A 14,263-nucleotide genomic window follows, 5' to 3' on the forward strand; every position below is an offset into this window, starting at 1 on the left:
GGGTCAACCCCTTATTGCAATAAAGGAGGAAACGAACATGACACAGCATATTGTTGTAGTGGGCTCAGGTGTAATGGGAAGAGGCATCGCCTATGTAAGTGCGGTGGGAGGCTTCAGAACAACACTGGTTGATATCAGGCAAGAGCAGTTGGACCATGCCAAGGAAGAGATCCAAGCCATTTTTGGAAAAGGGATGGATAGAGGGAAAATCACGAATCAGGAGTATATGGAGGCGCGTGAACGGCTGAGCTATTCAACCAATCTTTCCATAACGGTTCGTGATGCCGATGTTGTCATTGAAGCAGTTCCGGAGAAAACGGATATTAAACGCGGAGTTTTCGAGGTGTTGGATGCGCATGCTCCTGATTACTGCTATCTGGCAACCAATACGTCAACGATGAGTCCGACTGAAATTGGTTCGTTTACGAAGCGGCCTGATAAAGTCATCGCCATGCACTTTTTCAATCCTGTACATAAAATGCCTCTCGTCGAAATCGTGCGTGGACTCGAGACGAGTGATGAGACAGCTGAAGTCATTGAACAGGTTGCCAGATTGATGGGTAAAGAAACAGTTGTCATCAATGAATTTCCTGGTTTCGTCACGAGCAGGATCAGTGCGCTGGTCGGAAACGAAGCCTTTTATATGCTGCAAGAAGGGCTCGGAAGTCCTGAAGAAATAGACAAAGCGATCAAGCTTGGCTTGAATTATCCGATGGGACCATTTGAACTGGGGGATCTTGTCGGTCTCGATACACGCTTGAATAATCTGAAATATCTGCATGAAAAGCTTGGAGAAAAATACCGCCCTGCTCCACTATTAGAGCAATATGTCAAGGCTGGAAGGCTTGGCAGGAAATCAGGCAAGGGTGTTTATGACTATTCAGAACCGAAGGAAAAGGAGAGCCGGCCATGAGGGAAGTCGTTATCGTCGATGCATTGAGAACCCCGATCGGGAAGTATAAAGGTGCCCTGAAAGACGTTCGCCCCGATGACCTTGGAGCTCTTGTGATCAAGGCGCTGGTCGAACGCAATGCAGGAATGCCTGTTGAAGAGATCGAGGAGGTCGTGCTGGGCAATGCCAATGGAGCGGGAGAAGACAACCGGAATGTAGCCCGCATGGCCGCACTCCTTGCCGGTCTTCCGGTAGAAGTCGGTGCATCCACGATCAACCGCTTGTGCGGGTCTGGTCTGGATGCGGTGAATTATGCTGCCCGTGCGATTCTTGCCGGTGAAGGGGACATATTCATTGCCGGCGGAACCGAAAGTATGACACGGGCTCCTTTCGTCATGGCGAAACCTTCTAAAGACTTCCCAAGAGGCAATATGGAAATGTTCGATACAACCATTGGGTGGCGATTCGTCAATTCCCGCCTCAAACAAAGATATGGAACGGATTCCATGCCCGAAACCGCTGAAAATGTCGCTAAGCAGTATGAAATCACCAGGGAAGAACAAGACCGGTTTGCCTTTCAAAGCCAAATGAAAGCAAAGCAGGCCATGGAAGAAGAACGATTTAAAGAGGAAATCATTCCAGTGAAAATCACGGATCGAAAAAGGAATGAAACCGTCGTGACAGAAGATGAACATCCCCGCCCCCAATCAAGTATGGAAAAGCTGGGCAAGCTCTCACCGATATTCAATGAAGGAACAGTCACGGCCGGAAATGCATCCGGTGTCAATGACGGAGCATCGGCACTGTTATTGATGAGCAGGGACAAAGCTGGTGAGTTAGGACTGAAACCCCTTGCCCGTTATGTTACTTCTGCGACTGCAGGGCTCGAACCGTCAGTGATGGGACTCGGCCCGATCTATGCAACCCGTAAAGCGTTAAAACGTGCCGGGCTTTCCCTGGATCAAATCGGGCTGGTCGAGTTGAACGAAGCGTTTGCCGCCCAATCGATTGCATGTGTAAGGGACCTTGGACTGAACGAGGAAATCGTTAACGTCAACGGCGGGGCGATTGCATTCGGCCATCCGCTTGGAGCGAGCGGTGCGAGGATCCTTACAACACTCCTGCATGAAATGAAGAAGCGCGGGACACGGTACGGTCTGTCAACGATGTGTGTCGGAGTGGGCCAGGGTATTGCGACGATTGTGGAAAATATAGAATAAGGAAAGAGAGAGGGTGCTGTTTACGGGACCTCTTATTGTACTGCCATTGTTTTCGGGGTAGAGTGAAAGCTGTGACAAATTGAGCAATAATAGTTAATTCTTCTATTTGTTTGTGATAATATATTAATCAAACGTAAAATGAACGTCACAAAAAAGTTTTTTCACAAAAGTGATGGTGCAAAAAGGAGAGGCATCAATGAATACCAGATCAATGATCTTTACACTCTACGGAGATTATATACGCCACTACGGCAATAAAATATGGATTGGCAGTCTCATCCGCCTGCTGAATGAATTCGGCCACAACGATCAGGCTGTGCGTGCAGCGATTTCAAGAATGAATAAACAGGGATGGGTCAAGGCAGAGAAGCAGGGGAATAAAAGCTATTATTCATTGACCGAACCGGGTGTCGACCGCATGGAAGAGGCGGCAAACCGGATCTTCAAACTCAAGCCCCAGGAATGGGACGGTAAGTGGAGAATTTTCATGTACAATATCCCTGAAGAAATCCGCAGCATCCGTGACGAGCTCCGCAAAGAATTAGTGTGGAGCGGATTCGGGACGCTATCGACCTCAACCTGGATTTCCCCGAACAATTTGGAAAAACAGGTCCAATCCCTGATCAAGAAGTATAACATCAAAGAATATGTAGACTTCTTTATTGCAGAATACCAAGGACCGAATGAAAATCAGCGCCTGGTCGAAAAGAGCTGGGACTTGAAGGAGATCAATGAGCGGTACCAGGAATTCATCACCCGCTACAGCCAGCAGTACATGATTGATAAAAATAAAATCAAAAAAGGCGACATGAGCGATGCGGAATGCTTCGTGGAGAGAACAAAGCTCGTCCATGAATATCGGAAATTCCTATTCGTAGATCCGGGTCTCCCGGAAGACCTGCTTCCTGATAAATGGCTGGGCGCCCACGCTGCTTCCTTGTTTGCAGAATACTATAAAGAGCTCGCAGAACCGGCATCACGTTTCTTCGAAAGTGTATTCGAAGACGGTAACGAATTGAAAAATAAGGATCGAAGCTATGATATCATGACCCATCCTTTATTACTTGATTGAGTGAAACCCCTGTTGAAAAGCAGGGGTTTTTGACTGCGCACGGAAGCTAAAGTTCATATGGACACATCACAATCCGCACCATTATCATTTTCCTGACATAACGTTGAAAAGGACTTGTCTAAATATTTCTAACAGTATAACATTAATTTAACGAAGGGGGATTTTTATGAATAATTTAACGGAGACTCTCGAAATAAAATATCCTATTCTTCAAGGCGGTATGGGAAATATCAGCAATGCTCCCTTGACCGCTGCCATTTCCGAAGCTGGTGCGCTTGGCACCATCGGGGTCGGGACCATGGGTACGGAAGAAGTGGAAAGTATCATTATAGAAACAAAGAAACGCACATCAAACCCTTTTGCATTAAATATTCCGATTGCCATCACACCTCATTTACCAGAGATGGTTCGTTTAGTGGTTAAACATAAAGTACCCGTCGTTTCCCTCTCAGCAGGGAATCCTGCGCCGCTCATTCCCTATTTTCATGAACATGGGGTAAAAGTGGTTTGTGTGGTGGCATCGAGAAAGCAAGCGAAGAAAGCGGAGGAGGCCGGGGCTGATATCATTGTAGGTGAGGGATATGAAGCGGCAGGTATTAATTCCAATCTGGAAACGACGACGCTCGCATTGATTCCGCAACTCGTTGATACCGTAAGCATCCCGGTTGCAGCCGCAGGCGGAATCGGCGATGGCCGGGGACTTGCAAGTATGCTTGCACTCGGAGCAGGCGGCGTCCAAATGGGTACCCGTTTCATCGCGACACGGGAAGCACCTTTTCATGATCACTATAAAGCTGCCTTACTGGAGGCAATCGATGACAGCACGGTGATTGTCGGCCGTTCAGTCGGAAAAGTAAGAAGGGTCATGAAGACGCCTTACTCAGCTGAATTGATCCGAAAAGAGAAGGAAGGTGTTCCGGCTGAGGAGTTCGGTATACTTACCTCAGAAACCTATCACCGGATCGGGGCATTGGAAGGAAAGCTGGATCAGGGGTTCATCAATGGCGGCCAGGTATCGGGATTGGTCACTGATATTCCTTCAGTGAAAGAATTGATAGAGAAAATGGTGAGTGATGCTGAGAACATTTTTGCGGGATTGCGAAGAGTAGAATAGATTGATAGAAAGGGAAAGCATGTACTTTAAGGGCATGCTTTTTTCTGTGCATACTTGAAAGCGGAAAGTGAAAGTAGACCGGATCAAACCGCAGGGCGCCCTCTTAAAATTCTCTCTTTCATTTTCCATAAACTATAGATATTTCTACCCAAACCGACTATACTAGTATTAATTTTTAAATTTTCGGAATATTATTGACTATTTTGTGACAAGGATGATAATATAACGTTGTGGTAACGTTGGTCGCTATTTTTATCATAAAAAAGGGTTTTTTAGTCTTTGAGACTACTAATCATAAAAAATTTTCAAGAGAAAAAGGGGGATATCAATGAAGAAGAAGAGTTTGTTATACGGTGTCATGTCAATGCTCTTAGGTATGTTGGTGTTATCCGGCTGCGGAGGAAGCGAGCAGGGGTCGGCGGATAAAGGTGACAAGAAATATGTCATCGGAGTCACCCAAATTGTTGAACACCCATCTTTGGATGCAGCTTTCGAAGGCTTTAAGAAAGCTTTGGAAGAAAATGGATTTAAAGAAGGCGATAATGTCGAATATGATGTTCAGATTGCGCAAGGAGACCAAAGCAACTCCCAGACTGCAGCCAAGAACCTTGTGGGTGACGGTGTCGATCTCATCTTCGCCAACTCAACCCCGAGTGCTCAACATGCATTGAATGCGACAAAGGATATCCCGATCGTGTTTACTTCCGTAACGGATCCAGTCGGTGCTGAATTGGTGAAATCATTCGATGAACCAGGTGAAAATATTACGGGTACGACGGATACTCATCCGGAAGCGATCTCTAAGACACTTTCTTTCGTCACGGATGAAGTGAAAGCGGAAACAATCGGTATCATTTATAATTCTGGAGAACAAAATGCTGTCGTTCAGGCAGAAGAAATCAATAAGTTCGCTAAAGAAAAAGGAGTAAAGGTCGTAGAAGCTTCAGTTTCCACTTCAGCTGATGTGAAGCAGGCAGCTGAATCACTTACCGGCCGTGTAGATGCCATTTATATCCCGAAAGATAATACAGTGGTATCTGCGCTGGAATCTGTCATCGGTGTAGCGAATGAAAAGGATATCCCTCTATTTGTGGGAGAATTGGATTCACTGAAAAAAGGTGCGATTGCTGCGAGTGGTTTCAGCTATGAAGATCTTGGTTATGAAACGGGCCTTATGGCAGTCAAAATATTAAAAGGCGAGAAGAAACCTTCTGAACTGCCTGTTCAAGCGCCGCAAAACTTCGAATTGATGTTTAACAAAAAAGCAGCAGAAGAGCAAGGTGTGGAATTCAAGGAAGCATGGTCCGAAATGGGAGAGTTTATCGAAGCAGAATAAAGGGAGGATGATGATTCGTGCCAACAGCAATATTTGCATCCTTTGAATCTGGAATCATATACGCGATTATGGCCCTTGGAGTCTACTTGTCCTTTCGGATATTGGATTTTCCTGATTTAACGGTGGATGGCAGCTTCGTTACCGGGGCTGCTGTCGCCGCCACCATGATTGTAAGTGGCTACAATCCCGTTGCCGCTACACTCACTGCGATTGTGATTGGATTTGCAGCAGGGTGTATAACCGGTTTGCTTCACACATTCGGAAAGATCAATGCTTTGCTATCGGGTATTCTCATGATGATTGCGTTGTATTCGATCAATCTGAGGATCATGGGAAGATCGAATGTACCTTTATTGAACCAGGAAACGGCTTTTAGTGGAATTGAAGGAATATGGGCTCCGCTCGGAATCGATGCGGCCATGAATAACCTTTGGATGGCTATGGGTCTCGGTGAACCGATGCCGGGGACATGGAGCATTTTATTCATCATGGTGATCATTACGCTTGCCATCAAATTCCTGACGGACGCCTTCCTGAAAACCGAAATCGGTCTGGCTTTGCGGGCCACTGGCGATAACCAGCGCATGATCCGCAGTTTCTCCGCCAATACCAACTTAATGATCATCCTTGGATTGGGGATCTCGAATGGCATGGTCGCTTTGTCCGGTGCATTGATTGCCCAATACAGCCGTTTTGCCGATGTCGGCATGGGAATCGGGATGATCATCATCGGTCTAGCATCGGTCATCATCGGGGAAGCGTTATTCGGGACAAAGACAATCGCCCGCACTACGCTCGCTGTCATTGGGGGAGCGATCATCTACCGCCTCGTGGTCAGTATGGCGCTCCGGGTGGAGTTCCTGGAAACGGGAGATATGAAGCTGATCACGGCCGTCATCGTCATTTTGGCATTGATCATGCCTAAAGTGATGGACCGTTATAAAGATAAGAAACGCAAGGCGCAGCGTATGAACGAGAGGCTGAACAAGGTTTCTATGACTTCTGAAGGAAAGGGTGATGACGGTGCTGCAATTAAATCGAATTCATAAGGTGTTCAATGAAGGGACACCGGATGAAAAAATCGCCCTTGACGATATTCAGCTGACCATGAAGCCGGGAGATTTCGTTACGGTAATCGGAAGTAATGGGGCAGGGAAATCGACGTTGATGAATATCGTATCAGGAGTGCTGCTGCCAGATGTCGGGAACGTGCTGATCGATGATCACGACGTATCCAAGGTATCTGAATACAAAAGATCGAAGTTGATCGGACGTGTCTTTCAGGACCCTATGGCGGGTACTGCCCCGTCCATGACAATCGAGGAAAACCTGGCCATGGCTTATTCGAGAAACCGGACGAGGACTTTCCGGCTCGGTGTGACGAAGAAGAGGAAAGAGTTTTTCCGGGAAGTCCTGGAAACTCTGCACCTGGGACTGGAAAACCGGTTGAATGCCAAGGTGGGACTGCTGTCCGGAGGAGAAAGGCAGGCGCTTTCCTTATTGATGGCGACGTTCACGGAACCATCGATCCTGCTCCTGGATGAGCATACCGCTGCCCTTGATCCGGCACGGGCCGATTTGATCACAAACCTGACAAAAGAGATAGTGGAAAACTATCATCTGACAACCCTGATGGTGACCCACAATATGCAGCAGGCATTGGATCTCGGTAACCGTCTGATCATGATGGATAAAGGCCAGATCATCCTCGAAGTCAATGAAGAGGAAAAGAAGCGACTGACTGTCGAAGGGCTCCTTAATGAATTTCAACGAATCCGCGGAAGCAAGCTGGCAAGCGACCGCGCACTATTATCCTAAAAAGCAGCGGGGTTCCATCCCGCTGCTTTTTTGCGTTAAAGCACCGCGGGGTGGGCCTTCAGGGTATTCTTTGATAGTTATTTAAATTTTAACAATATATTGACTATTTATAATACTGAATGTTATTATATCGTTAAATTAACGTTATATGAATATGTATAATGCGTTGGTTTAAAGGGGGAAAGCAATGAAGTCCGGATTAGCAGAAGGGCATAACGCCACAATCATGACGGAAGTGACCCCGGCCATGCATGCCCAGTTTGAAGGAGATGTGGTTCATCCCGTCTATTCAACGGTATCGATGGTGTACCATATGGAATGGGCCTCAAGAAAGATCATTCTCCCTTACCTTGAGGAGGACGAAGAAGGCATGGGAGCCAAAGTGACCGTAGAGCACATGGCGCCAGCAGGAACAGGTTCCAAGCTTGAAATCAAAGCTTCGGTCAGTAAATATGAAAGAAACATCATCCTCACCGAAGTGATTGTGAGAGATTTCAAGAATGATAGGATCATCGGCAGGGGAGAGGTCAAACAGGTTATCCTGCCCAAAGAAAGAATAAAACGAAGAATCGAACGTATATAATTTTTTGAGCTCTAATCTGTAAGCGTTTACAAAAATGTCTGGGGGAAGAGATATGGATATGTTTGAACAAATCAAGAACCATGAACAAGTCGTTTTTTGTAATGATGAAGATACAGGACTCAAAGCCATCATCGCCATACATAACACAACACTGGGACCGGCTCTGGGCGGATGCCGGATGAGACCGTATGCATCAGTGGATGAAGCATTGAACGACGTGCTGCGTCTCTCAAAAGGGATGACCTATAAGTGCGCGGCAGCGGATGTGGATTTTGGAGGAGGGAAGGCCGTCATCATAGGGGATCCCGCGAAGGATAAACATCCGGAGCTGTTCCGTGCATTCGGTCAGTTCGTGGAATCATTGAACGGCCGTTTCTATACCGGCACAGACATGGGGACTGAACCCGAGGACTTTGTTTATGCCCTTAAGGAGACAAATTGCATCGTGGGGGTAGACGAAGTTTACGGAGGAAGCGGCGACTCGTCGATTCCGACTGCGATGGGTGTTATCTATGGACTGCAGGCAACCAACCAGACCATTTGGGGCTCCAGGGACCTGCACGGGAAAAGCTATGCCATCCAGGGTCTTGGTAAAGTAGGCTATAAAGTGGCGGAGCGACTGCTGGATGAAGGTGCTGATTTGTATGTGACCGACATCAATCAAAACTCCATCGACCAATTGGTGACGAAAGCGAAAAATATGGGAGCTGCCATCAAAGTGGTGACAGGCGATGAAATTTACTCAGTCGATGCCGATGTATTCGTCCCATGTGCAATCGGCGGGATCATCAATGATGAGACGGTCGATCAATTGAAGGTAAAAGCAGTCGCAGGTTCTGCCAATAATCAGCTGCTGGATTTGTCCCACGGCCTGAAGCTCCATGAGAAAGGAATTCTTTACGCCCCTGACTATATCGTCAATGCCGGCGGATTGATTCAGGTAGCGGATGAATTATACGAACCGAATAAAGAACGTGTCCTTCAAAAAACAAGTGCCATCTACAACACCCTGCAGAATATCTACCTTCAAGCAGAGAACCAGCAGATGACGACAATGGAAGCAGCGGACCGGTTCTGTGAAGACCGCATCCACTCCCGCTCCAGAAGAAACAGCTTCTTCTCCCACATGAAACGGCCGAAATGGGCAGTACGTCAATAAGAAAAGCGGAGGCGGCTCGTTCAGAGGCGACAAGCATAAGATGAATGTGCCATGAAGGCGTCTTTTGCCTTCATGGACCATTTAGCTTATGACCTCGAGCCTCTAGCCGCCGGAGCTGGACAAAAAGAAAAGCGGAGGCGGCTTGCTCAGCCCCGACAAGCATAAGACAGGGGTGCCAAAAAGGCGATTTTGCCTTTATGGCAGCCATGGCTTATGACCTCGAGGAGCTAGCCGCCGGAGCTGGACAATAAAAATAAACCACCACACGAGGTGATGAAATGATCGAGGATTTTCCAATAACCCAGGTGATGGACAATCAGGGAGAACTTATTCGAAACGAGTATGAAAACGAGATTTCTGAAGAAATGGCCCGTCACTTTTACAGACATTTAATCAGGATACGCACCTTTGACCGCAAAGCAGTGAGCCTTCAGCGGCAAGGCCGGATCGGAACTTATGCACCCTTTGAAGGTCAGGAAGCCTCACAGGTCGGGACCGCCCTTGCCTTAGATGAAAAAGACTGGCTGTTTCCGACCTACCGTGACCACGGGGCCACCATGACATTCGGTCATTCCCTGCTCCACATCCTCCTATTCTGGAAAGGGAGAAATGAAGGGTGTGTACCTCCGGAAGGAAAGCACATCTTCACGCCGGGGATCCCGATTGCCACACAGCTCCCGCATGCGGTCGGGGCGGCTTATGCCGAAAAGAGGAAAGGGACGAGGAATGCCGCAATTGTTTATTTCGGCGACGGTGCAACTTCAGAAGGGGATTTCCATGAAGGCCTGAATCTTGCAAGCGTATGGGAGGCACCGGTTGTTTTTTTCAATCAGAATAATCATTATGCAATCTCAGTTCCGCTGCATAAACAAATGAAAACAAAAACCATTGCCCAGAAAGCGCTGGCTTATGATATCCCTGGAATCAGGATAGACGGCAATGATATTTTTGCTGTGTATTTTGAAACGAAAAAAGCTCTTGAGCGCGCGAGAAACGGAGACGGGCCAACCTTGATCGAATCGGTAACATGGAGGTACGGTGCACATACGACTGCGGATGATCCGACAAAGTACCGCGACCAGCTTGAAAGTGATGCGAGGCGACGGGACAATGACCCGGTAAGCAGGCTCGTGAAGTTCATGAAGAAAAAAGACTGGATCGATGAAGAGTGGATGAATTCCGTGGAAAAGGAATGTGTTAAGGAAGTCGATCTCGCAGTCGAGGACCTGGAGGCATATCCTTCCCCCGACCCGAGTGTGATTTTTGACTATGTGTTTGAAACCCCTACGTGGACAATCAGGGAACAAAAAGAAAAGTTCCTGAAAAACATGGGAGGAGTGAGTCGATGAACACGTTAACGAAGACAAACATGCTGACCATGGTCGGAGCCATCACGGATGGGATGAGGGTGATGCTCGCAGAACACGATGATGTGCTGCTGATGGGAGAGGATATCGGTACCAACGGAGGTGTATTCCGGGCAACCGACGGACTGCAGGCAGAGTTCGGTGAGGACAGGGTGATGGATACTCCATTAAGTGAAGCGGGTTTTATCGGTGCTGCGATCGGGATGGCCGTGAACGGCTTCAGGCCGGTAGCGGAAATTCAGTTCATGGGATTCATTTATCCGGCATATGAGCAGATCATGACCCATGCCTCCCGTCTCCGCTCCCGTACACTTGGTCATTATACATGTCCGATTGTGATCAGAGCACCATACGGGGCCGGAGTGAGGGCGCCGGAAATCCACTCTGACAGTACCGAGGCGATCTTCACCCATATGCCCGGCATCAAAGTGGTTTGTCCTTCAAACCCTTATGATGCAAAGGGTCTAATGGTCGCTGCGATTGAAGATCCTGACCCGGTCCTCTTTCTTGAGCCGATGAGGTGCTACCGTTCATCCCGTGAGGAAGTACCGGAAGAAAAATATAAGGTCGAAATCGGAAAGGGCAAGGTGGTGAGTGAAGGAGAAGACGTCACGATCATCGCCTGGGGTGCCATGGTGAAAGTCGCGGAAGAAGCAGCCAGGGAAGCGGAGGAGCAGGGTATCTCCTGTGAAGTGCTTGATCTCCGCACACTTTATCCGCTCGACAAAGACCTGATTTCAAGCTCCGTCCAGAAAACAGGCAGGACAGTCGTCGTCCATGAAGCACATGCAACGGGCGGCGTAGGAAATGATGTAATCGCGATCATCAATGATACATCATTCTTATATCAAAAAGCACCTGTAGAACGAGTAACGGGCTTTGACACACCAGTTCCGTACTTCGGATATGAAGACTTTTATCTGCCTGACCGTAAACGGGTATTTGAGGCAGTGAAAAGGGTTGCAGAATATTAGATTAATAGTAAAAAGGGGGGAGTTTATGGAAGTCAAGCTTCACGATATCGGAGAAGGCATGACAGAAGCGAATGTAAATCAATTTCTTGTCAAAGCAGGGGATACCGTCAAAGCGGACCAGCCGCTGGTGGAAGTGCAAACGGATAAAATGACGGCTGAGATCCCTGCTCCTTTTTCTGGAAGAATCAAAGAGTTAAAAGTGGGGGAAGGAGAAACGATCCCTGTCGGAACGACCGTCCTGCTGATGGAAAAGGAAGAAGGGGTGACCGAAGCAATCATAACACCTAAAATGCCTCATGGAATCCGGGCAAGAAGAGTGCTTGCTTCCCCTTATACCAGGAAAATCGCAAGAGAAAATGGGGTCAACCTGGGTGACGTCAATGGCAGCGGGGCAGGCGGACGCATTCTCGATGATGATGTATACTCCTTCATTCAAGGAGAGAGAGTTCAACCCTCACATGAAGAACCAATAATAGTTGAGACTGACTTCACAGCAAAGCCGGTTCAGGCAAACACTTCCGACCGGGGGCGAAACACGATTCCATTTAAAGGAAGACGCAGGCAAATCGCATCCAAAATGTCACATTCCCTTCGAACCATCGCGCATTGTACTCACTTTGAAGAAATCGATGTAACGAATCTTTTGGAATGGAAAGAAACGTTGAAATACAACGGGCAATCCATTTCAATGGGTGCATATTTCATCAAGGTCATTTCGGTCTGCTTAAAAGAGTTCCCGGTCTTCAATGCGGTACTGGATGAAGAAAATGAGTGTGTTCACCTTAAAAATGAACACCATATCGGAATTGCCACTGATACTGAAGATGGTTTGATCGTGCCTGTCATTAAGAATGTAGAATTGAAATCGATGAAGGACATTCAACAGGAAATGAAGGAACTCACACGGGGAGCGCAGGAAAATAAGCTGTCCATCCAAGACATAACCGGCGGAACATTTACGGTCAGCAACGTGGGACCGCTGAACGGATCAATCGGTGCGACACCGATCATCAATGAACCTGAAGCCGGCTTACTTGCCTTCCATAAAACGAAAAAGCGGCCGATGGTAAACAATCAGGATGAAATCGTCATCCGTTCAATGATGAATGTGTCGATGGCATTCGATCATCGGATCGTAGATGGCGGTACCGCAGTACGCTTTACCAATCGTCTTCGTGATCTCATCGAAGAGCCTCAAACCTTGCTTCTGGAGTTGATATAAATGGTAGTCGGAGAAATCACGGAAGACAAAGATGTCGTCGTCATCGGAGGTGGCCCGGGCGGATATCATGCAGCCATCAGGGCTGCAGGTCTGGGACGGAGTGTCACCCTCGTAGAAAAAGAAGAACTCGGTGGAACGTGCCTGAACAAAGGCTGTATCCCATCCAAGATCTTCACCCATTTTGCCCAGGAATATAAGAAGCTCGGTCACCTGTCCGAGATGGGAATCGAATTTCCTGAAACAAAGCTGAATATGAGCACTCTCCAAAACTATAGAGACAAAAAGATCACCCAGCTGCGAAAAGGTGTGGAAGCACTTTGTAAAACTAATGGAGTTGAGATAGTGAAAGGAACCGCGTCTTTTCTCTCTGAAACTCGAATCGGTGTGGAAAATGGACACGATTTCTCACTGTTTAATTTCAAACACGCGATCATCGCAGCAGGAGGGGAATTTCATTATCCTGCGGGCATTGATTTTGACTCAGAAAGGATACTCAATGAACGGGAAATTTTCACTCTGGACGAATTGCCGGTTGAACTTGCCGTCTATGGCGCGGACTATATATCACTTGAAATAGCCTCATCGTTCGCTGTGCTGGGCACTAAAGTGACGCTCATCATACCGGAAGATCTCCCGGTTGATCCTTCCATCTCAAAGGAACTCCTTAGGCTTTTTAAAAAGCAAAAAATGACCGTTCTGAAAAAGAGTATTCTTCAGGAAGTCACCTGTTCAGGTGACCGGGTGCGTACCGTCCTGAAAAAAGAAAATGATGAAATCATCTCGATTGAAAGCAGTCACTTTGTTGTGAGCGGAACAGTCAAGCCGAACCTCGGAAAACTTGGCCTAGACCGATTGGGAATCGAATTGACCGGGGACGGATATATCCAAACCGACCGGAGGGGGCAAACCTCCATCGGATCGCTCTGGGCGATCGGGGATGTGACAGAGGGTCCGTCACTCGCAGTAAAAGCGATCAAGCAGGGAAAAGCGGCTGCTGAAGCTATCACGGGAGGCCAGCCGGAAGTCGACCTCCGGCATATTCCGACAGTCATCCAGCTCACGCCGCCGGTGGCGTATGCAGGGTTGAATGAAAGAGAAGCGGAAGAAGAGGGGTATAAAGTTTCAACGAGCGCGTTTCCTGTAAAAGCAAACGGCTATGCAAGTGTGACCGGTTCTTCCGACGGACAGGTGAAGATCGTCTGCGATAGGGAAACCGACCTGATTCTAGGTGTGCATATGATCGGAGCAGGAGCGGTGGAACTGATACAATCCGGGGTGCTTGGACTTGAAATGGCGGCAAGGGACGAGGATTTCATCTTTCCGCACTATGCACATCCAGGGTTTGGAGAAAGTCTGTTGGAAGCGGTGGAAGGACTAAAGGGAACGCCTGTTCATCTCGCACCGCGCAAAAAGGAACCGGCGGGAAGATAACGCACTTTACTGCAGAAAAGCGTTTAAGCTTTACCGGCCGCTCTTGAGAAGATGAGCGGAATTATTTACGATGAA

General features: G+C 47.8%; 13 protein-coding genes. All 13 read left to right on the top strand.

Annotated elements, in window-relative coordinates:
- Positions 1-37: 37 nt before the first annotated feature.
- The 13 genes from V6B33_RS13950 (at position 38) to V6B33_RS14010 (ending at position 14,188) form a co-directional block, all read left to right on the top strand.
- On the top strand, positions 38-913 hold the full coding sequence (locus V6B33_RS13950; RefSeq protein ID WP_334218362.1) for a 3-hydroxyacyl-CoA dehydrogenase: 876 nt from the start codon (positions 38-40) through the stop codon (positions 911-913).
- Positions 910-2,112, top strand: a complete 1,203-nt coding sequence (locus V6B33_RS13955; RefSeq protein WP_334218363.1) for a thiolase family protein — start codon at positions 910-912, stop codon at positions 2,110-2,112. The genes V6B33_RS13950 and V6B33_RS13955 overlap by 4 nt, the downstream gene beginning before the upstream one ends.
- A gap of 196 nt (positions 2,113-2,308) precedes the next feature.
- Positions 2,309-3,184 carry a phenylacetic acid degradation operon negative regulatory protein PaaX gene (paaX, locus tag V6B33_RS13960; protein ID WP_334218364.1) on the top strand — a complete coding sequence of 292 codons (876 nt, stop codon included), beginning with the start codon at positions 2,309-2,311 and terminating at the stop codon, positions 3,182-3,184.
- 166 nt (positions 3,185-3,350) lie between these two features.
- Complete coding sequence (locus V6B33_RS13965; protein WP_334218365.1) at positions 3,351-4,298, top strand: NAD(P)H-dependent flavin oxidoreductase; 948 nt, start codon at positions 3,351-3,353, stop codon at positions 4,296-4,298.
- Between the two features lie 328 nt (positions 4,299-4,626).
- Positions 4,627-5,634: an ABC transporter substrate-binding protein gene (locus tag V6B33_RS13970; RefSeq protein ID WP_334218366.1), complete on the top strand. Its 1,008-nt coding sequence runs from the start codon at positions 4,627-4,629 to the stop codon at positions 5,632-5,634.
- Between the two features lie 17 nt (positions 5,635-5,651).
- Positions 5,652-6,683, top strand: a complete 1,032-nt coding sequence (locus tag V6B33_RS13975) for an ABC transporter permease (RefSeq protein WP_334218367.1) — start codon at positions 5,652-5,654, stop codon at positions 6,681-6,683.
- A complete protein-coding gene (locus V6B33_RS13980; RefSeq protein WP_334218368.1) occupies positions 6,658-7,452 on the top strand; it encodes an ABC transporter ATP-binding protein in 795 nt (264 codons plus the stop codon). The genes V6B33_RS13975 and V6B33_RS13980 overlap by 26 nt, the downstream gene beginning before the upstream one ends.
- A gap of 187 nt (positions 7,453-7,639) precedes the next feature.
- Complete coding sequence (locus V6B33_RS13985; protein ID WP_334218369.1) at positions 7,640-8,035, top strand: thioesterase family protein; 396 nt, start codon at positions 7,640-7,642, stop codon at positions 8,033-8,035.
- A 52-nt stretch (positions 8,036-8,087) separates the two neighbouring features.
- Positions 8,088-9,194, top strand: coding sequence for a Leu/Phe/Val dehydrogenase (locus tag V6B33_RS13990; protein ID WP_334218370.1), 1,107 nt, complete (start codon positions 8,088-8,090; stop codon positions 9,192-9,194).
- Between the two features lie 278 nt (positions 9,195-9,472).
- Entirely contained in the window at positions 9,473-10,543 is a 1,071-nt protein-coding gene (gene pdhA, locus V6B33_RS13995; protein ID WP_334218371.1) for a pyruvate dehydrogenase (acetyl-transferring) E1 component subunit alpha, read from the top strand.
- Positions 10,540-11,535: an alpha-ketoacid dehydrogenase subunit beta gene (locus V6B33_RS14000; RefSeq protein ID WP_334218372.1), complete on the top strand. Its 996-nt coding sequence runs from the start codon at positions 10,540-10,542 to the stop codon at positions 11,533-11,535. The genes pdhA and V6B33_RS14000 overlap by 4 nt, the downstream gene beginning before the upstream one ends.
- 25 nt (positions 11,536-11,560) lie before the next feature.
- Positions 11,561-12,757 carry a dihydrolipoamide acetyltransferase family protein gene (locus tag V6B33_RS14005; protein WP_334218373.1) on the top strand — a complete coding sequence of 399 codons (1,197 nt, stop codon included), beginning with the start codon at positions 11,561-11,563 and terminating at the stop codon, positions 12,755-12,757.
- Complete coding sequence (locus V6B33_RS14010) at positions 12,758-14,188, top strand: dihydrolipoyl dehydrogenase family protein (protein WP_334218374.1); 1,431 nt, start codon at positions 12,758-12,760, stop codon at positions 14,186-14,188.
- Positions 14,189-14,263 lie beyond the last annotated feature (75 nt).

It is taken from the genome of Mangrovibacillus sp. Mu-81 (assembly GCF_036867415.1).
GTDB lineage: Bacteria > Bacillota > Bacilli > Bacillales > Bacillaceae_B > Rossellomorea.